Annotated in this window: 18 protein-coding genes, 1 tRNA gene, 1 pseudogene and 1 CRISPR repeat array; of the genes and pseudogenes, 8 read left to right on the forward strand and 12 right to left on the reverse strand. The window is 44.3% G+C overall.

The genetic code is table 11. The features are described 5' to 3' along the window. Positions 1-18: 18 nt before the first annotated feature. A CRISPR array of direct repeats spans positions 19-583; the repeat unit is 37 nt; unit sequence GTTTCAATCCCCTAAATCGGGGAAATTCTAATCAAAT. 431 nt (positions 584-1014) lie between these two features. The 5 genes and pseudogenes from cas2 to Q0537_RS01890 all read right to left on the reverse strand — a co-directional run bounded on the left by cas2 (position 1015) and on the right by Q0537_RS01890 (position 4761). After that, on the reverse strand, positions 1015-1287 hold the full coding sequence (gene cas2, locus Q0537_RS01870; RefSeq protein WP_299224632.1) for a CRISPR-associated endonuclease Cas2: 273 nt from the start codon (positions 1285-1287) through the stop codon (positions 1015-1017). Next, entirely contained in the window at positions 1284-2468 is a 1185-nt protein-coding gene (gene cas1, locus Q0537_RS01875; protein ID WP_299224665.1) for a CRISPR-associated endonuclease Cas1, read from the reverse strand. Before cas1 ends, cas2 begins: the two co-directional genes overlap by 4 nt. 210 nt (positions 2469-2678) lie before the next feature. Then, positions 2679-3479: pseudogene (locus Q0537_RS01880) on the reverse strand (reverse transcriptase domain-containing protein); the annotation flags it as partial. A 132-nt stretch (positions 3480-3611) separates the two neighbouring features. Then, complete coding sequence (gene cas6, locus Q0537_RS01885) at positions 3612-4424, reverse strand: CRISPR system precrRNA processing endoribonuclease RAMP protein Cas6 (protein WP_299224634.1); 813 nt, start codon at positions 4422-4424, stop codon at positions 3612-3614. A gap of 260 nt (positions 4425-4684) precedes the next feature. Beyond that, positions 4685-4761 (reverse strand) — tRNA-Met (locus Q0537_RS01890). Between the two features lie 70 nt (positions 4762-4831). Here Q0537_RS01890 and Q0537_RS01895 point away from each other — a divergent pair. Beyond that, positions 4832-5395, forward strand: a complete 564-nt coding sequence (locus tag Q0537_RS01895; protein WP_299224636.1) for a LemA family protein — start codon at positions 4832-4834, stop codon at positions 5393-5395. A gap of 358 nt (positions 5396-5753) precedes the next feature. Here the strand turns inward: Q0537_RS01895 and ybaK are convergent, their stop codons facing one another. From ybaK to rsmA, 5 genes are all read right to left on the reverse strand, one after another. Next, entirely contained in the window at positions 5754-6227 is a 474-nt protein-coding gene (gene ybaK / locus Q0537_RS01900; protein ID WP_299224638.1) for a Cys-tRNA(Pro) deacylase, read from the reverse strand. Positions 6228-6242: 15 nt separating this feature from the next. Continuing rightward, positions 6243-7004 carry a pseudouridine synthase gene (locus Q0537_RS01905; protein ID WP_299224667.1) on the reverse strand — a complete coding sequence of 254 codons (762 nt, stop codon included), beginning with the start codon at positions 7002-7004 and terminating at the stop codon, positions 6243-6245. Positions 7005-7012: 8 nt separating this feature from the next. Then, a complete protein-coding gene (locus Q0537_RS01910; RefSeq protein ID WP_299224640.1) occupies positions 7013-7975 on the reverse strand; it encodes a KpsF/GutQ family sugar-phosphate isomerase in 963 nt (320 codons plus the stop codon). 373 nt (positions 7976-8348) lie between these two features. Then, complete coding sequence (locus Q0537_RS01915) at positions 8349-10574, reverse strand: ribonuclease J (protein WP_299224643.1); 2226 nt, start codon at positions 10572-10574, stop codon at positions 8349-8351. Next, on the reverse strand, positions 10555-11415 hold the full coding sequence (gene rsmA / locus Q0537_RS01920; RefSeq protein WP_299224645.1) for a 16S rRNA (adenine(1518)-N(6)/adenine(1519)-N(6))-dimethyltransferase RsmA: 861 nt from the start codon (positions 11413-11415) through the stop codon (positions 10555-10557). Before rsmA ends, Q0537_RS01915 begins: the two co-directional genes overlap by 20 nt. A gap of 91 nt (positions 11416-11506) precedes the next feature. Here rsmA and hisF point away from each other — a divergent pair, with 91 nt between their 5' ends. The 6 genes from hisF to Q0537_RS01950 all read left to right on the forward strand — a co-directional run bounded on the left by hisF (position 11507) and on the right by Q0537_RS01950 (position 15399). After that, positions 11507-12427, forward strand: coding sequence for an imidazole glycerol phosphate synthase subunit HisF (hisF, locus tag Q0537_RS01925; protein ID WP_299224647.1), 921 nt, complete (start codon positions 11507-11509; stop codon positions 12425-12427). A 352-nt stretch (positions 12428-12779) separates the two neighbouring features. After that, positions 12780-13325, forward strand: a complete 546-nt coding sequence (locus Q0537_RS01930; RefSeq protein ID WP_299224649.1) for a purine-nucleoside phosphorylase — start codon at positions 12780-12782, stop codon at positions 13323-13325. After that, positions 13322-14431, forward strand: coding sequence for a 23S rRNA (adenine(2503)-C(2))-methyltransferase RlmN (rlmN, locus tag Q0537_RS01935; RefSeq protein ID WP_299224651.1), 1110 nt, complete (start codon positions 13322-13324; stop codon positions 14429-14431). The genes Q0537_RS01930 and rlmN overlap by 4 nt, the downstream gene beginning before the upstream one ends. Positions 14432-14498: 67 nt before the next feature. Beyond that, positions 14499-14627: a hypothetical protein gene (locus tag Q0537_RS01940; RefSeq protein WP_299224653.1), complete on the forward strand. Its 129-nt coding sequence runs from the start codon at positions 14499-14501 to the stop codon at positions 14625-14627. A 40-nt stretch (positions 14628-14667) separates the two neighbouring features. After that, positions 14668-15078: a hypothetical protein gene (locus Q0537_RS01945; protein ID WP_299224655.1), complete on the forward strand. Its 411-nt coding sequence runs from the start codon at positions 14668-14670 to the stop codon at positions 15076-15078. 129 nt (positions 15079-15207) lie between these two features. Continuing rightward, the gene (locus tag Q0537_RS01950) at positions 15208-15399 is read left to right on the forward strand and encodes a hypothetical protein (protein ID WP_299224657.1); all 192 of its coding nucleotides are present in this window, start codon (positions 15208-15210) and stop codon (positions 15397-15399) included. A gap of 415 nt (positions 15400-15814) precedes the next feature. Here Q0537_RS01950 and Q0537_RS01955 read toward each other — a convergent pair whose 3' ends face one another. Further along, entirely contained in the window at positions 15815-16450 is a 636-nt protein-coding gene (locus Q0537_RS01955) for a hypothetical protein (RefSeq protein WP_299224659.1), read from the reverse strand. 206 nt (positions 16451-16656) lie between these two features. Then, the gene (locus Q0537_RS01960) at positions 16657-18069 is read right to left on the reverse strand and encodes a pseudouridine synthase (RefSeq protein ID WP_299224661.1); all 1413 of its coding nucleotides are present in this window, start codon (positions 18067-18069) and stop codon (positions 16657-16659) included. Positions 18070-18144: 75 nt separating this feature from the next. Here Q0537_RS01960 and purB point away from each other — a divergent pair, with 75 nt between their 5' ends. Beyond that, positions 18145-19476 carry an adenylosuccinate lyase gene (purB, locus tag Q0537_RS01965; protein WP_299224663.1) on the forward strand — a complete coding sequence of 444 codons (1332 nt, stop codon included), beginning with the start codon at positions 18145-18147 and terminating at the stop codon, positions 19474-19476. Positions 19477-20224 lie beyond the last annotated feature (748 nt).

Consider the following 20224-nt stretch of genomic DNA (forward strand, 5'->3'; position numbering starts at 1 on the left):
GCCGAAGATATTCAGTTAGTTTCAATCCCCTAAATCGGGGAAATTCTAATCAAATTACAACAGCAGTTATGCTGTAGGGTCAGAATTCGTTTCAATCCCCTAAATCGGGGAAATTCTAATCAAATCGGTCAAATCGGTTGTCGATAATGGCGGCATTGTAGTGTTTCAATCCCCTAAATCGGGGAAATTCTAATCAAATGCATCCTGATATATCGGGAATTTTTCTAGCTCTAAAAGATGGCGAGTTTCAATCCCCTAAATCGGGGAAATTCTAATCAAATTAGGGCTTCAAGAAGAGATTGAAGTAGGTGCTAGTGAAGTTTCAATCCCCTAAATCGGGGAAATTCTAATCAAATGCGCAAGGTTTCATCATAAAATGGATGGAAGGGGAGCTCGTTTCAATCCCCTAAATCGGGGAAATTCTAATCAAATCCGCGTAACATGGGGCGAGGAAGAGATCAATGGTTGCTTGTTTCAATCCCCTAAATCGGGGAAATTCTAATCAAATGCGGCCACCTGTATCAAGCAGGTGTGATGTTCACCCACGTTTCAATCCCCTAAATCGGGGAAATTCTAATCAAATAGCCCAAAAACCACATTAAAATTGACAATGAGTTTTTAAAGAACTATTTGCGAGCGCCATTATATCACAAAACGCGAAAAAGTCCGAGAAAGGGGCGAAAAATTAATTTCAAATTTCGAGGTTTTTGCTTAGGGCGGGCTTAAAAGTGTGGATTTAAGCGTCTTTGCATAAGCGCAAAAGTCCGAAAATCTAAACGCAAAAATTAGAATTTTAGACTTTTTCGAATTTCTGCCTAATTCCACAAACGTAAAAAGCCATAAAAATGGGGCTTTAAAAATAGGCTAAATAGCGGAAGTCCGAGAAAGGGTTTTTGGCGCGAGCGAAATTTGAGCTTTGCGGAGATTTTGAAACTTAGTAAAATATAAAAGTGCGCTAGACTCGGCATTTTGAAATTTAAAAAAGTCCGAAAATCAAATCCATAAAAATGGGGCTTAGACGTAGGTGTCCGAAAGACGAAAGATCTCGCCCTCGCCCAAACTCTCGCTTTTAGCCATGCAGGTTTTGCAGATGCGGTAGAATAGGACTTTGTCGGTTTTGGGCTCGATTATGCGGGCAATGCGGTCTTTTATCAAGATGTATTCGCGCTCGGAGACGTCTAGCTCAAATACCGAGTAGTTCGCCCGCAGTCCGTAGCTTTCTAGCAAGGCGGCGAGTTTGTTGCGGCGTTTAGTTTTGCAAACGTCGTAGCAGATGATTAAATTCATTGAAATCTCCCTATGAAAGGCTTATATTTTTCATTTTGCGTTACGGCTCGTTTTAGAGCGTAGGCTTGCTTATCTATGATATCCTGCGCTTTTAGCTGTTCGCCTCTGTACTGCGTGCAAGCGAAGAGCTTTTCATTTACGTTTTTGGCGATATTTTGCCTGGTTGCGACAGATAGGAGCCCGTCTTTTATCTCAAAGGGCTCGTTTTTATTCACCATCGAGATTACGGCGCGATCGACGATGAAGGCTCGAAATTCCTCGATGAGATCGAAGGCGAGAGTGGGCTTTTGCTCATCGAGTGCGTGCAGATAGGAGACGTGAGGCGAGAGACCCGCAGCGGCGATGGATTTTAAAATTTTTGAATAGAGGATCGCGTAGCCGTAGTTTAGGGCGGAATTTACGACGTCGGTAGCGCCCTGCGTCACTCGCGCACTAAAGCCAAACTCGTAGTCGATCACCTTTGCGATAGCCTGCCAGTAGGAGTTTGCAGCGCTGTCCTCAAAGCCCAAAAGCTCGCTTACGCTTGCGGCGCCCGGGACGCGGAGCTTTAAAATTTCTTGCATAGTCGCTATCTCTGAGCTTAAGCTTTTATGATATTTGCCTAGATATTTTAGATAGTTGATCTGATTTTTTAGCTTACCGATGATGAACTGCTGGGCGATACGGAGCGGTCTTTTGGTCTTTAGCAGCGAAATTTGCGAGGCGGCGGTTTTAGAGATGGCGGAATTTGCGCTGATGAGCGTGGCGTAGCTGAGATTGGTCTTTTCGTCGATGAAATTTATGGAGATTTTCTTTTTGGCACACTCTTTTATGACGGCGGAGCTAAGTGAAATTTGAGCATTAATGATGATTTGCGAAATTTGATTTATAGGGAATTTATGCTTGATAACGCCTTTGTCTTTTAGGACGAATTTGCCTTGAGACAAAGCTAAAAAATAAAACGGCGTCGTGATGTGGATAACGGAGCTTTGCGAGAAAGTTTTTAGATACTCTCTTTTCTTTGCCTCAAGCGCGTTTTGGACGGACTTTACGGCGGGGCGTTTGGCGTTTTTATAGCAGCTTAGAATTTTGGTCTTTCTAGCCGTTTTGCCTAGCTCGTAGGGGAAGTTTAGATTAGTTAAGGCCTCGGCAAGAGCTCTTTTATCTACAGTTTTTAGAAATCTGCGTATTAAATTTGTCACAACCTCATCAAAATGCAGGCCAAAGCTATCTTTTTGCGAGGGCGAGAAAAGCTTAAGTGAGATAGCCTTTAGATGATATATGTAGGCGTTTAAATTTTCTACGCTTTGGCTTATCGCCTGCTTTTTGGCAGAACTTGCGAGCTTGGCTAGAATGCGCTTAAATTTTTCCTCGCCGATACTTAAATTTGTGCCTTTAAAGCTTACGCCAAGAAATATAAACTCGCTATCTCTGCCGTGAATGGAGGTTTTGGCTTCGTTTAGCGATAAGCTTATGGTTTTTAAAAAATCTTTCAGGCGCGCGAGCCCTCTCTCGGCGGCTTCATATGAAACAAAGAACATAACGAAATCATCGGCGTATCTAACGAACTCGGTACCGCTTTGTTCTAAAAATTTATCCATTTGATTTAGGTAGATATTTGAAAGAAGCGGGCTTAGGACGTCGCCTTGATGAACGCCTTTTGCGTGAGCGCGGTAATCAAAGCGCTCGAAAATTCCGTTTTTGATCTAAAGCTCAATGAGCCTGATTATTCGAGCGTCGCGGATATTTGCGCGTAAAATTTCAAGCAATTTTTCGTGATCGATATTTTCAAAGAAATCTTTGATGTCGGTTTTGACGGCAAAGCTGAAAATTTTAAAAAAATCGCGAGCGCGAAAGATCGCGTTAGCATAGGATTTGCCGTTTCGATAAGCATAAGAGCGGTTTGAAAAGCTTTTATCAAAATAGCCTGAAAGCTCGCGAGTGAGGATATTTTGCGCAAATTTATCTTTTAGCGAGGGCACGGCGAGCTTACGCAACTCGTCTTTGGCTTCTTTTGGGATAAAGGCTCGTTTTAAGGGCTGCGGCGAATAAGAAAGGCTAAAAATTTCGCTCTTTAGCTCAGCGTAAAATTCGCCCGAACAAATATCCTCAACGCTAAGTCCATCAAGCCCCAAAGCCGTGCGCTTTAGCCTTTTTAGCGCGCATTCAAAGGCGCCTGCGGTAAAAATATCCTCTAAACTTAGATCAAACATGACGCCTCCTTGTCATTGCATTTAGCTAGTAGATATCGCGCAAAATGCGCCGATACCGTAATCCACGGCAAATTTATCCGCTCCGCGACTCGCGGTGCAATTTCAATTCCACATCGCAATCCACGGCGAAATTTAAATCCGCTCTGCCTTTATCTTGCCCAGTCCGAAAACCGTGCTTTTGCCGACCCCGGTAATTTTAGCGAGTTGTAAAAGCTTTGCCGAGCGCTCATCAAGTCCGAAAACTCGCATCCGTCCGAGTACGCCGCCAAATTGCATTTTGGTGTGCTGGCGATTTGAGTAGCGATTAAGATCGTAAAACCTCAAGTCCTGCTCGAAGCGGTCAAATTTTACTTCGAATTTATCCATAGGCTCGCGCGTTATGTTCTCAAATCTCATAGCGATTTGGCGAATGAAGGATTTAAAATCGATATCGCGGCGGACGAGGGTATTTTTTTGCTTCATACGAAGCGGAGTAAGAAGCGAAATTTCATAATCGCCCGCGGTGAAATCTGGCGTGAAATTTAGCGGCTCGGGCTTATTTGAAAGTAGAAATTTAGGCTCTACGATTTCGCCGTTTAGGGTAAAATTTGAAAATTTAAACTTGCGTCTACTTACTTCAAGCCCGATTTCTTGCATATTTACAATAGCGATAGCGACGTGAGGCAGGTAGCGCGCGGCATGTTCGAAAAGTAAAATTTTAAAATCAAAGCTCTTTTGATTAAGATTGATATCTAGCCTGAAATTTGGCGTATCGGATACATTTTCAAAAAATTCATTATACACACATTCGCCGGAGATGTCGCATTTCTCGCAGTTCGCGCCTATATAAGGACAGCTTACCCGCCTAAGGGCGTATCCAAAAGTGCCCCGAATCGTCGAGCCGACAAAAGGATGAGAGGGCTTTAAATCTATATCGCAAACGCCTAATTCTAAGTATTTAAGCATGGATAGCCTTTTGTATTTTTGAGAAAATTATACTATAAAATGAGCTTTTGCATTTTAAAGCGGGTAAAATATATTTATAATTATGAGCATTTAATGAGGAATTTAACACAGTAAAATTATTTAAAATTTGATCGTTTTAGGAATTTTGCTTGCAAAATAAATTTTATGCTTTTGCCAATTTTCATTATTTTTCAAGTATAAGTAAGATATAATCTCGAACTTTTTTGAGGCGCCGTTGCGGCTCTTAAAGGAATTAAGGATGGTGTCAAGAGAGAGACTTGAACTCTCGACCTCCGGCTTATGAGACCAGCGCTCTAACCAGCTGAGCTACCTTGACACGCGAAAAGAAATGGCAAGTATAGCTAAATATTCTTATTTTTAATTGAAATACTTCAAAAGGAGAGAAAATGAATGCGGCTTTGATTTTATTAGTCGTCATAGTTTTGTTAGTTTTGGCGTTAGTAGGCGTTTATAACTCGTTCATCGCCAAACGCAACCAGGTGCGAAATATCGCTTCCACCGTCGATACGCAGCTTAAAAAACGCTACGACCTAATCCCCAATCTAGTTAGCGCCACGCGAGAATATATGAGCCACGAAAATGCCGTGCTAACGCGTGTTAGCGAACTTCGCTCGCAAGCGATCAACGCGGCTTCTAACGCGGATAAATTTAAGCTAAATAGCGAAATTTCGGCTCTTTTGGGGCAGATCCGCATTGCGGTAGAGGCGTATCCAAACCTCAAGGCTAATGAATCGTTTGCCAAGCTACAAAACGCGTTAGGCGAGTGCGAGGAGCAGATCAGCGCCGCACGCCGCGCTTATAACGGCGCCGTTACGGTTTATAATAACGCCTGCGAAATGTTTCCTACTAACATCATCGCCAGCGTTTTTAACTTCGCCAAAGCGGAATTTTTCGCCGCCAGCGAGCAAGAAAAGCAAGCCCCAAACGTCTCTGATCTTTTTAAAAAATAGGCGAGGCGTATAAAATTTGCGATGAAATTTTAAAATTTTATCGCAAATAATGCCGAGCGCCGAGAGGCTAAATTTATAGCGAGCAAAACAGATCGCGCGCAAAATATATGCGCTTTAAAGGGTTTGCTTCGCGCCCCGCGTGCTCGTCATCTCGTTTGAGCTATTTTGCGGTGTGCGGCACTTAGAATTTTAACAATAAAATTTTATAAAAATTTATTTGATTTGTATTTTCTTGCTGCGCAGGAGCTCGTTTTAATAAACGGTGGCGCCAAATTTAAAAGTCAAAATTTGCAGTGCAAATTTTGACTAGCTTGCCACAGGCGTTACTTATGCAAATGACAGCAAAAGTAACGCCGCGTTAGTCGTGAGTAATTTTACAAATTTGCGCTTCAGTAGCAGCTGCGAGGTCCTTCGGTGCAAGAGCGATCTGTTTTCCGCGCACGCCTGCGCTAACGTAAATTTTCTCCTGCGTTAGCGCTTTTTCATCGATGAAGGTGCGGAAGTGCTTTTTCATTCCAAGCGGCGAACAACCGCCCCTGATGTAGCCCGTGACCTTTTGTAAATCCTTCAAATCCATCAGTTCGCAACGCTTCGCGCCGCAGATATGCGCGATCGCCTTTAGATCGAGATTTAGATCGCCTTGCAGGCAGGCTACGACGTATTCGTGATCCGCTGTGCAAACTATCGTTTTATAGACCCGCTCGATCGGCTCGTTCACGCTGTTTGCTACATGCACCGCGTCTAAATTTAAAGGATCCACCGCGTATTCTTTGATCTCGTAAGGGATTTTCAGACCGTCCAGTACGCGCGCGGCGTTCGTCTTTGAGCTCATTTCGCCTCCTTAAATTTAATAGCGGATTTTGTTTTCTTTCAAAAAATCGCGCAGATCTTCGTATTCGCTCTGATCGAAATAGCGCCATTTGCCGGGCTTTAGCGTCCCGAGGATCATTCTACCAAATGCAGTGCGCTTAAGCTCCACAACATCCAGATCGAAATAGCCGAAAAATCTGCGCAGCTCGCGGTTTTGCCCCTCGTTGATGATCGCCTTGATCTTCGTATAGCCGCCGCTGCTAGGCATTATGCGGTAGCCCAAAAAGGGCTTAAATTCCATCGATTTGATCTTGCTTTTGGCGTGCGCGCCTTTGCTCGCATCTGCGGCGAAAAAGCCCTCGCGGATCGCTGTTACCACCTCATCCCCCACCTCGCCTTTTACCTTTAGATAGTACTCTCGCTCGATGTCGCTGTTCATCAGCGCCGTAGCGATTGCGGGCGCATCGGTCAGCAGTAAAAGCCCTTCGCTTGCAAAATCCAAACGCCCCACGCTAACAAATCTGCTAAATCCCTCCGGCAAGCTATCATAAATCGTCCGCCTGCCGCGATCGTCTTTTTTAGTAACTAACTCGCCTTTGCGTTTGTTATAAACGATCATCGTAAATTCCGTCTTAGGCTTGATGAGGCGCGAGCCTATGCGGATCTTCTCCTCGCCGCTAACTTCGATGAAATCGCTAACGACGCGGCCATTAATGCTAACCTTGCCTTGCTTGATCAGCTCGTCCGCCTCGCGACGCGAGTAGCCGGTGTTATGAGAGATAAATTTATTCAGACGCATCTTTTGCATTATTTTAGCCCCAAGCTAGTTAGATCGTGAATGTGCAAGATCCCCGCGGGCACGCCGTTTTCGACCACGGGCAGGACTTGAATTTTAAATTGCTCGATCAAATTTAGCGCGTCTATGGCTAACATATTTTTATCGTCCAGCATTTTAGGATTTTTCGTAGCATATTTCAGCGCGCCGTCATTGATGTCAAAATCCTCTCGCATCAGCGCGCGGCGCAGATCGCCATCGCTTAAAATCGCCTCGAGCGCGCCCTTTTCATTCACTAACAAGACGGTGCCGAGCTTTCCGTGAGTCATAACGTCGATAGCTTGTTTTAGGCTGGCGTCGCGCTTTGCGAGCGGCAAATTTTTGCTTTGCATTACGTCTTTTACTTTGACGAAAAGCCGCTTGCCGAGGCTGCCGCCCGGATGGAAATTTGCAAAATCTTCTTTGCCGAATCTGCGCTGCCTCATCAAACAGATCGCTAACGCGTCTCCTAACGCAAGTGTTAGCGTCGTAGAAACCGTCGGTGCGGCGCCTAGCGGGCAGGCCTCTTTGACGATATTTAGGCTTATGAACTCGTCGCTAACCTTGCCGAGCGAGCTGTTTTTATCACGCGCCATCGCGATGATCTTCACGCCGAAGCGTTTGAGATGAGGTAGAATTCTAACCAGTTCCTCACTCTCGCCGCTAAAGCTGATCGCAAGCACCATGTCGTCCTTACCGATCATGCCCAGATCGCCGTGCAGCGCCTCGGTAGGGTGGACGAAAAACGACGGCGTGCCGGTGCTGGCAAGCGTCGCAGCGATCTTAACGCCTATGTGGCCGCTCTTACCCACGCCGGTGACGATTACCTTGCCTTTGCAAGCTAGGATCAAGTTTACGGCTCGCTCAATTTCGCCGCCGATAAGATCCGCATGCCGCAAAAGCTCCGCTCCTTCGAGCCTTAGCACCTCTCGTGCCGTATCTAGAATTTCACTCATTAAACCTTCTTTTTAAAATTTACTTTCATTTTACACCTCTTTGCGCCGCGCCTAAATTTGCGCTAGCCGAAATTTCGCACCTTTGAAATTTGCGTCATAAAATTCTAATCTACAAAATAGCGCGCCGTCCTGCCCGCTTGCCGCAGCCTTCCTAGGCATTCTTTAAATTTTGCCTTACGCCGAAATTCTGTGCTAAAATTTTACTAGCCGCTTTAAAATTTCGCGCTACAAGACCTGCTAATGCCGCTTTGAAATTCCAACGCTGCAAAGCCCGCTTACGTCATAAAATTCAGTACTCTACGCCCGCAACATAAAATTTCATGCACCCACGACACCGCAAAGCAAGCCTTAAATCCATAAAATTTAGCCGCGCTTACATCAAATAAATCACCGGCACGATGGTCGGATATTTTTTGATCTTTCTAAAGATGTGTTTGCGCACGGCCTGGCGGATCTTGCCCTCCAGCGCCCAGTGATCGAGCAGAATTTCATCTTTTAAATTTGCCAAAAACTGCTCGATGATGCCCTGCATCTCTTTGGTAAAGTGCGCCGTTTGATTATCGGCGACGAGCCCGTAGGTGATGACGCGCGTCTGAATAAGCCTCTTTTCGTTTTTATCGATCTGCGCGATGATGACCGCGACGCCCGCATCAGCTAAATTTTGGCGGTGCTTGACGATCTCATCAGAGATCTGCTTGTTGATCTGATTGTCGATAAAGACCTTGCCCGTCTTGACGGTCTTGACGCGCTTTAGGTATTTTTCGCAAACCTCCATCTGATCGCCGTCGTTCATCAGATAGATATTTTTCTCCTCTATGCCGCACTCCATCGCAGTCTCTTTGTGCTTTACGATGTGGTTGTACTCACCGTGCACGGGTAGGAAAAATTTCGGCTTTATCAGGCGCAGCATGAGCTTTTGCTCCTCGATCGAGGCGTGCCCGCTTACGTGTATCTCGCTGAAGTCCTGATACGCGACCTTTGCGCCGCTTTTTAGCAGGTAGTTAAGCACGGTCGATACGCTGCTTTCATTGCCAGGGATCGCCTTGGCGCTGATAATTACTTGATCGGTGGATTTGATCTTGATATATTTGTGCTCGTCCGTCGCCATACGGTACAGCGCACTCATCGTCTCGCCCTGCGAGCCGGTGGTTACGATCAAAACCTCATTGTCGGGATATTTTGAGACCTGATCGGCATCGACGAAGATTTTTTTGTCTAAATTTACGTAGCCAAGCTCCATCGCGGTAAATAAATTTCGCTCCATGCTTCGCCCGATGACGCAGACCTTGCGGCCGTATTTTACGCCGCGCTCTATAGCCTGATAGACGCGGTGGATGTTTGAGCTAAAGGTGCTCATTATCACGCGCCCCTTACAGCTCGAAAATATCGTATCAAAGGTCTTGCCTACCGAGCTTTCGGACTTCGTGATCCCCTCTTTGTGCGAGTTTGTACTATCGCTCATCAAAAGTATGACGCCCTGATCGCCGTAATGCGCCAGACGGTTCAGATCGGTCGGATAGCCGTCGATCGGCGTGTGATCGATCTTAAAATCGCCCGTGTGGATTATGGTGCCTGCCTTCGTCGTGATCGCAAGCGCGCTTGCATCGATAATCGAGTGCGTTATATGGATAAACTCGACCTCAAAATCGCCGATTTGATAGAGCTGGCGCTTCTGCACGGGGCGGAAGTAGCTACGCTCGGCTTTTAGGCCGTGCTCTTCAAATTTATTGCTTATCATCCCTAAAGGAAGCGGCGTAGCGTAGATCGGAAATTGAAATTCTTTGAAAAAATATGGCATCGCGCCGATATGATCCTCATGCGCGTGGGTGATTAGAATGCCTTTGATCTTGTTTTTTATCTTGCGAACATAATCGAAGTCGGGGATTAAAATGTCCACGCCAAGCATACTCTCCTCCGGAAAGCTCATACCCACATCGACGATGATCGCACTCGTATTGGTCTCAAAAACGGTCATATTCGCGCCGATCTCGCCTAGCCCGCCAAGCGGCGTGATACGCACCGTCTCATCGCTGCGGTTAGCGTTTTTAAGCGGATGCAAGCGCTCCTCGTGAATCAGCTTATTTTCCGCGATCGCCTCTTCCATCGCCTTTTGCCACGGCTCATTACCAGTAAGACTTTTTGGCATATTTGAGCGTTTTTTGTGCTTTTTCTTTTTCTGCGAATCCGAAGAGTTCGTATCGTCTGCGACGCTAGAATTCGGGCCTTTTGCGTTATTGCCGCTTGGCTTTGCACGGCCGTCGCGGTTTAAATTTGAACCACCCGCGCCGTTTTCGTTGCTTTTTGGATATACTCCTTCGAAATGCGCACCACTCGCGCCGTTTGAACCGCCGTTTGACGAACCGCTCGCAGAATTTGATCCGTTGCGAGAGCCGTTTTTTGGACCCTTTGAACGAGCGGAATTTTGCCCGTTTTTCGCGCCTTTATTTTTGCGAGAGCCGTTTTCGTGCTCGCCGCCGAATTTCACATCGCCCGCAGAGCCTTCGCTCGCGATAGATTTTTTTAGATTTTCCTTGCGTTTTTTATAGCGATTGCTTTTTTTGAGTCGTTCGACGCCGTTTTCATTTCTGTTTTCTTCCATCTTTTGCCTTTAAATTTTTAAAAATTTCTAAAAAAAGGGTGGAATTTAACTCGTGCGCCCGAACTGTGGGCGGAATTTGCAAATTTAAAAAGATCTCTTCGGCTAAGCCTCTATCAAATTTTGCGCTTAAATTTTTAATAAGCGTCTTTCGCGGCGCGCTGAAAGATACGCGCAAAAAGCTTTTAAATTTCTCGTATTCATCGAGAGTTTGGAAACGAGCGCAACTTTTTATGCCGAGGCTATCTGTGTTTATCTCAACACCTGGCTTAAAATTTTTGTCTTTTACGAGCCTGATCACCGACGAAGTTACCTTCGGCGCAGGCTCGAAGCAGCCAGGCTCAACGTCGAATAGAAGCTCGCAACCGCCCGCAAGATCCGCCAGGATCGAAAGAGCGCTAAAATCGCTCTGCCCGGCTCTAGCGCAGAATTTTAAAGCGACCTCCTTTTGGATCATCACCAAAAATCCGCTGCACAACTCATCGTCGATCGCCTGCAAAATCATCTTTGTAGCGACGTAGTAGGGCAAATTTGCGACTAAAAAATATTCGCCGCAGCCAAGACCCCGCTGCTGCCAAATCCGCAAAGCATCGCCCAAAACGAGCTCAAGCTCGCCGCTAGCGATCTGCTGCGCAAATTTAGCGCTTAAAATTTGATATAAATCTTCATCTATCTCGAAACTTTTTAATCTGTAAAATTCCAAAAGCTTGCGAGTTAAATCACCTAAGCCAGCCCCGATTTCAACGACATTTTGTGCACCATCGGGAATCGCTTGGATGATCTTGCTTAAAACGGCTTCGTCTTTTAAAAAATTTTGCCCGAACTCTTTTTTCGCCCTAATCATCGCGAGAGTTTAGCCAAATTTTACTTATAAAGTCATTATGTTAAGTAAAATTTGGCTAAAATCATAAAAAATTTTATTCTAAAGGGCTGCTTTGAATAGATTTGCAAAACGCATAATCCCGTGCCTAGACGTCAAAGATGGACGCGTGGTAAAGGGCGTAAATTTCGTAGGTCTCGTGGATGCGGGCGATCCGGTGCAGGTCGCCAAACGCTACAACGAGGAGGGCGCGGACGAGCTGTGCTTCCTTGACATCACGGCGTCGCATCTGGGGCGCGATACGATCGTGGATGTCGTGGAACGGGTCGCGCGCGAGCTTTTTATCCCGCTAACAGTAGGCGGCGGTATCCGTACGATCGACGATATCTCGCGTCTGTTAAACGTCGGCTGCGATAAAATCAGCCTCAACTCAGCCGCGATAAAAAATCCAAATTTGATAGACGAAGCGGCAAATAAATTTGGCTCGCAGTGCGTCGTGATCGCGATCGACGCAAAACGAAATTCTAGTGAAATTTCGCGCGGTAATTTATATGTCGCGGCGAGGAATTCAAATGGAAATTTACACGGCGACATGCAAAATCCAGACACAAATTTAGGCAGTGAGACTCGAAATTTTGGCAAAATTTTACGCGCTCCGCAGGATGAAATTTTAACTGGGAACGGCGAGCCTTGCGGCTATAGTGTGTTTATAAACGGCGGTAGGCTGGATACCGGCAGGGATGCGCTTGCTTGGGCGAAAGAGGCGCAGGAGCGCGGTGCGGGCGAAATTTTGCTCACGTCGATGGACTGCGACGGCGTTAAAAACGGCTTTGAGCTAAATTTGACGCGAATTTTTAGCGCGCTTGATATCCCTGTGATCGCAAGCGGCGGTGCGGGTAAAATGGAGCACTTTAAAGACGCATTTTTAGCGGGCGCGGACGCATGCTTGGCAGCGTCGATTTTTCACTTCAGAGAAATCGAAATCAAGGCACTAAAAGCGTATTTGCGAGAACAAAATATTGAAGTGAGACTGTAAATTTAGTCAGGTTTATACCGTGGGGTTGAAACTTAGCTGTCAAAGCGGCTAAACAATTAATTTTATTTCAGCCCTTCGTTATCTTGCAAGTTTTTTGACAAGTATTATTTTGCTTAGGTAAAATTTATTCGTTTTAGCTAAATCATAAGCTTTTTTAGATACTTTTCCATCTTCTACTCGCCACCTGCGCTGCTAGCATTATGGGAAGATAAGGGTACAGCTCTCATAGATATTTACTCGATTTATTTTAATTTCATCTGATACTTTACGACGAAAAAATTTCAAAATTTAGCTTTAAATTTATCGTCATTTTGCTATGATTAGAGAAAATAATGAAAGCGTGAATGTGTAAATGATAATCTCTGCTGGACGAAATGAAATTTTTGATTTTGCCCTGCCTATGGGCGTAGGGCTAGTGGATATGAGTATAAATTTGACTAAATTTTTATGCGAAAATAGACAAAGCTTGCCGAGTGAAATCATTTTCGTGGGTTCTGCAGGGCTATATAAAGAAGGTAAAATTCTAAAAATTTATGAAAGCAGATCGGCTGCAAACTGCGAGATATCGGCGCTTTATGAGCTTTCATACTCCCCGATTAGCTATGAAATTATAGCTAGGAATTCTACCAATGTTTCATATGAAACAATAATTAATAGCTCAAATTTTATCACGACCGATAACAAATCCGCGCTAAAATTTTTTGAGCGAGGTTATTTTTTAGAGAATATGGAATTTTTTGCGGTTCTTAAGGTAGCTCAAAAATTTCAAATTCCCGCTTACGGAATTTTTTGTGCAACGAATTTTTGCGATTCAAACGCTCACACGGATTTTTTAAAAAATCACGCCGCTGCAAAAGAAAATTTAACTAAATATCTAAAAACCAAGGCATTAATTTGAAAAATATCTTTGATTTTACGATGAAAGAGCTTGAAAATTTCGTCGAACCAAAATTTAGAGCCAAGCAAATTTACGAATGGATTTACAAAAAGAATGTGGACGACTTCGCACAAATGCTAAATCTACCAAAAGAGATCCGTCAAAGTTTAGCCCAAAATTTTTATTTAGACCCGCTTAAATGCGTCAGATCCGAAACAAGTAGCGATGGCAGTATCAAATATCTTTTCTCTCTCAAAGACGGCAAGACGATCGAAAGCGTTCTGCTACCGATGAAGGATGAGTTGCGAGATGAAAACGAAAAAGTTATAAGACACGCGCGCTACTCAATCTGCGTAAGTTCGCAAGTGGGTTGCAAAATTGGCTGCAGCTTTTGCCTGACAGCAAAAGGTGGTTTCGTACGGAATTTAACTCCAGGCGAAATCGTGGCTCAAATTTGGCTCATCAAGAAAATGAACGCGATCCCGTACGAGCGCCGCGTCAATGTCGTATATATGGGGATGGGCGAACCGCTCAATAACCTAGACAACGTTGCCAAAGCCGTGCAAATTTTAAAAGAAAACGACGGACTCGCCATAGCGCCACGTCGCCAAACGATAAGCACTAGCGGACTTTCTACGCAGATAAAAAAGCTTGGCGAAATGGATCTTGGCGTGTTGCTCGCGATCTCACTGCATGCAGTGGATGACGAACTGCGTGAAAAACTAATGCCGATAAATCGCGCCTACAATATCGCATCGATCATGCAGGCGGTGCGCGAGTTCCCAATCGATCTGCGAAAGCGCGTGATGTTTGAATATCTAATGATCGATGGGGTAAATGACCGCTCAAGCGATGCTAAAACGCTAGTGAAGCTTCTGCACGGCATCCGCGCAAAAGTAAATCTGATCTATTTTAATCCGCACGAAGGCTCGAGCTTTGGCAGACCAAGCCCCGAAAATATGGTGAAATTTCAAGACTATCTATGCGCGCACGGCATTACTTGCACGATCCGCCAGAGCAAGGGGCTAGATATCAGTGCGGCGTGCGGACAGCTCAAACAAAGAAACGAGCAAGGTAAAATTCCGGCTCAAAGTGGTATCTGTACCGATAAAATTTCGAACAAGTAGAAGAAAAATTCGAGGATTATTTTCAGATCATAAGGCAGATCAGTAAAAAATTTATAACGGAGTAGCAATGGATGCGCAAAAAATAATGGATGAGATCGGCGTTTTCTTAGACAGATCGCTGCTTAAAAAAATCAAAGATTACAAAGGCGGAAATTATCCGCTTTATCGAGGCAAAATGGGCGGAGGCGGACGATGAGAAATACCGCGTCTACGACTCATACATCTACGCAGCGCGCATGGTAAATGAGTACAAATGGGCGGGCGACGCCCCAAATATGCTGCGCTGGCTAGGCGAGATGGACAAGCACGCCAGAAGCAATGAAAATCCGCCCTACGTGAGCGATTATTACAAGGGCGAATGCTGCCTCGAGTGCGGCGCGGAGCAGGAGGCGCTTGAGTTTTTGCGCAAAAGCTACGAAGCGAATGAGGAGTACCTTTTCACCCGCAGCCTAAAGGTCGCGGAGTTTTTTAATGCACATCTTGCGGAGCCTAAAATTTTGCCAAAATTTGAAGATGAGGAATACGAGAACTTTAGTTTCCCGCTGCGGCTGGAGTATTTCGGCAAAGCTTTAGAGCAAGAAGGCGAGTTTTGCTGCACCTTTTTAGATGAAGACGGCGAGGAGACGAACAAGCCAAATCGCGCATAATCGGACGTACTAGAGTTTCTAAAACAAAATCAGGAAGAAATTTTAACGGGCATCTTAAGCGAAATTTTAAAAAACTACCTAAAATGGCAGGAGATCTACGACTATCCGAGCAAAGCGAAAAGCGATTTCATGCCAGGCATCTGCACGCCACAGGAGCTTAGTGGACTATTGGAGCTACAAAATATCTATATCCTAGACGGCGCGAAAATCGGCTTTGAGTTTAGCTGCTCGTGGGATATGGAGCACGGCCTAGGCTTGATGACGCACAAAGGCAAGGTCATAAATATCGGCGAAGTGGAAGTAGCGTTTATGGCTATTTGAATAAAATAAACCAAATTTTAAAGCATAAAACAAATTTTTATAGTTACTTTTAGGTTACATTTTACGCATTTTTCTTTATTACTTTTACTATATGTAAACGCAAGAAGTTGAAATAATAAAATTAACTATCGCGGCTCAATCTTACGCACATCTTACCGATCAAATTTCGCACTAATTTGCAATTATGATTGTATAAATGAATGAGTGTAGAATTTTAGCGATACAATGAGAAATATCGCATCTCCTCTCTCGCTTTGACATTTATAAAGTTTCTCTCATATTGGTTATACCGCTATTCCGAATTTTAAATTTACATACTATTAAACTCGCGATTATGCCAAAACAAACGCTGAAATCATCCGCGAATTCCTTCTAATCTACCCTTAACATTTCGAATTTTCATAGAAATTAACAATTACAATCCAAGTCCCATGCCAATATCTTGCGATATTTCTATTGTTTGTTTTTGTTCTATGCTACGGTCTATACCCAAACCAAGCACCCTCTTGCAATATTCTCCAAAAGAAGCAACTGCTGTTTTGCTCCCCATGCTTGCTATTAATGCCGAGCTTTCTAAATTAACAGAGCTTCCCGCCCCACCCTTTTGCTTAAATAGGAAATTAGCGTATTCGTCAAATTCTTTTTTAAATATTCCATGTTCTTGATTATATTTTTTAAAAGAATCAACATCGGATTTAAAATCTTTTATGCTACCGCCCAACTTATCTTGAAGCATCCAATATTTATGCGCTCTGAGCTCAAATTTACCGTAATTTTCGCTACCGAAAATAAATATATGAAACCCTCCGTCTAGCCAAGTTGAATTATATGCTTTTATGGCCTTAGCGCTTTTTTCCCAATCTGCATATTTTCTCTTTTCTGAGGATAAATTCTCGAATGCCCTTTTAAACTCTATAAGTAAAAACTTCCCATTGTTATGTGTTAAGGCATCACCTATTTTTTCTACATCACCATCAAGTGGAGCTATATCGATGTCCAACAAACACTGCTTTACAAAATAATACTCCACTGTTTTTTCCCACCATAACATTTTCATCCTTTATTCAAAATTACTAATATTCTAATTATGAATTATAGCTATCGCAAAATAAAATCGTCTTAAAATTTTCAAATAACTATAGATGAGGAATTAATAAATTAAACGTCGTTGTAACCACAAAATTTTATAAAAACCGGCAAAAGCAAAATCCTGGTCATAAAAATAATCGCCGCCACCTCAAAATTTTATTGAGTTATTTAAATTTTACCGATTTTCACGAGATTATAAAACTCTCTTGCGGCGTCAAATTCGCTTTTTATCTCGTATCGTTCGCCGCCTAGTTCGAAGCAAATTGTATTCGCGTGTAGCAACAATCTCGGCGCCCCTGTCGTTCTGATCCGCTCCGTCTCATCCATCTTTTTATCCAATATCCGCTCCGCTTGCTCTCGCGAAAGCCCATACAGCGGTTCTCCCAATATCGGCGTATCCGCGGCAAATAGATGCAGCCTGATCTGATGCTGCCTACCCGTCAGTGGATAGCACTCAATCAGGCTAGCGTCCATGTCCTCAAAATATCGCAGCGGGCGTATCAGCGTGATTGCCTCCTTGCCATCGCGCGATATTTTCATACGAATTTTAAGATCGGCAAACTCGTCGCTAGGGGCGATCGGAGCATCAATCACAAACCCCTCAAAATCCTTTAAAAATTTCAGTTTTTCGCTAAATTTTGCGTATTTTGCAGGCTCAAATTTTTTAAAATTTACGCAGCCCGTAGAAGGAGCCAGCATAGATTTAGCCACAGGTAAGGCGCAAGGTTTATGTCCGTTATCCGCGCTACTCATCGCGATAGCGGGTTTAAGCTTATCGCTCACTCCGCAGGATAAGGCATCAAATTCAAATTCGCCGCCAACATCGCCAGTAGGAGCACCAAATTTAAATTTAACCTGCGCGTCGTCAGATAGAGCGCTGCGCCACAATCCCCTACTCGCACCATTAGACAAGATATTAAATCCAAATTTATCGCCTGCCCCTTTTAAAGCTCGCATATCGCGCAGATCCGATACGTTATCTGGTAAGCTCACAGCATCGCCCGCAAATTTTGATCCGCAAATTTCATCCGAGCCTAGCGCATAGCAATCCTCTATCTCGCCATTGCAAGCGGCACTTTGCAAATCACCTCGCAAGCCCTCTCTCAAATCCCCTCGCACGAGCGCTAGATAGCTTTTCATCACCCTACGCTGTTCGAAGCACTCTTTAAGCTCGCGCGCCGCATTTTTATCTTTCGCGACGATCAAAACGCCGCTGGTTTCGAGATCGAGCCTGTGCGCCACGCACGCATCCTGCCCGTATAGCGACCAGATCTCGTCATACATATTATAAGGCGAGTTGCGCCCGCTCGGATGGCTTAAAATTCCACTCGGCTTGTCAAATGCCGCAAACGCATCGCACTCAAAGATCGGCTTCAGTCCGCGCGGCTCGCATTTGTAATCGATCAAAAAAATTTCTCCGTGCGCGACGGAGCTTTTATGTAAATTTTGATCCTCTACATCGGTTACGCGGTGCTTGTCACAGATGCGCTGCGCGGATTTCATATCGTATCCGAGGCTAAGCAGAATTTCGTAAATTTTGCGTCCCTCAAAGCTTCCCAGGCTTCTTTTCTCATAACCCATATTAAACTTTCAGCCCTATTTTTATATAATTTTTGCCATCATTATACAAGAAATTCTAACCGAAAGGCTACTAAAATGGTCGAAAGATACGCAAGAAAAGAGATGTCTGAAAAATGGAGCTTGCAAGCCAAATACGACGCGTGGCTAAAAGTCGAGCTCGCGGCGGTTAAAGCGTGGAATAAACTAGGTCTAATAAGCGACTGCGATAAAGATAAAATTCTACAAAACGCAAGCTTTAGGATCGAGCGGATAGATGAGATCGAAAAGACCACCAAGCACGACGTGATTGCATTTCTAACGAGTGTGAGTGAGAGCCTTGGGCAGGAGAGCCGCTTCGTACATTACGGCATGACTAGCAGCGATTGCATCGATACCGCCGTCGCGCTACAAATCAAAGAAAGCATGGAGCTCATCATTGAGGATGTGCAAAATTTAAAAGCCGCGATAAAATCTCAAGCCATGAAGCATAAAATGACGCTGATGGTCGGGCGCAGCCACGGTATCCATGGCGAGCCGATCACTTTCGGACTCGTGCTTGCGGTCTGGTATGATGAGATAAATCGCGCGCTAGAGCTTTTGCAACACGCAAAAAGCGTTATCAGCTACGGCAAAATAAGCGGTGCGATGGGGAATTTCGCCCACGCTCCACTAGAGCTGGAAGAGCTAGTGTGCGAATATCTGGGGCTAAAGCCCGCTCCCGCATCCAATCAAGTCATCCAGCGCGATCGCTACGCGCAGGTAATGAGCGCACTTGCGATCCTGGCTTCCAGCTGCGAAAAGATCGCTATCGCAATCCGCCACTATCAACGCACCGAGGTTTATGAGGCGGAGGAATTTTTTAGCCCAGGACAAAAGGGCAGCTCTGCGATGCCACACAAACGAAATCCTGTGCTTAGCGAAAACGTAACGGGGCTATGCCGTATGATCCGTAGCTTCGCAATACCCGCGATGGAGGATGTAGCACTATGGCACGAACGCGACATCAGCCATAGCTCGGTCGAGCGATTTATCCTCCCTGATGGCTTTATAACCGCCGATTTTATGCTAAATCGCTTGACGAGCTTGATCGAAAAACTGCTCGTATATCCCGAAAATATGATGAGAAATCTAAATTTAACCGGTGGACTCGTATTTTCGCAGCGCGTGCTACTAGAGCTGCCTAAACGAGGAGTTAGCAGAGAGGATGCTTATAAAATCGTGCAACGTAATGCAATGAAGGTCTGGGCGGATCTGCAAGAGGGCAAAAAAGCTATAGATGAGCAAGGACATAGCCTATTTTTACAAAATCTGCTAGCAGATACAAAGCTACGAGAAAAGCTAAGCGAAAGCGAAATCAAAGAGTGCTTTGACTACGGATATTACACCAAAAACGTAGACTCGATTTTCGCTAGGGTTTTTGGCAAATAGCAGACACGCGGCTTGCTATTTTAAAGCTCCGAACGGGCCTACAAAATATAGCGAGGCGGCTAGAAATTTATGTTTGCGCCGAAGCATTTTAATAACCGCGATTGAAATTTTAAAATTTTGATAAAGATAAAATTTTAGTAAAAGCGTAGCGCTTGCGGATTAATCTAGCATCTAAATCCGCACGACAGGCATCCACCACTTTTACCGCGAATTTTTCTACGGTTGCAACTAATCTTAAAATCGTAAAAATTTAATGCTTTAAAACGGTAAAATTCTAAAATTCTTAGACGCAGTAGTTTTAGAATTCTACCGCAAAATTCAGCGCTAAATCACAAAACCGCAAATACAAGATTCCCATCAAGTAAACAAGAAGATCCGCCTCTAAATCAGCTAATATTAAGACGCAATCCTTTTACGTGCTCACTTAAAATTTCACGTCTGGTAACCAACAAAGTTTTAAGGATTTTATGACATTTCTGCGTCGTACTCGAACTAGGGGTCGTTAGATATCCGAAGCAATTACAAAACAAATTTAAAGTGGCAAATGGCGATATTGACAAAATTCCGCTATTTCAACTTGAAATTATAACGATTCTTAGAAAAAAGCGGATTGAGTAAAATTTCATAAATTCCATCAATTTAAGTGCTTAGCAGATAGCACTAAAAATAGGAAATTAAGCTTGCGTAATGATATTTTTAAAAATTTTAAAATTTTATATGCGCAAGCGGGTAAAATTTGACGTCTAGT

It is taken from the genome of uncultured Campylobacter sp. (assembly GCF_938017775.1).
Taxonomy (GTDB): domain Bacteria; phylum Campylobacterota; class Campylobacteria; order Campylobacterales; family Campylobacteraceae; genus Campylobacter_B.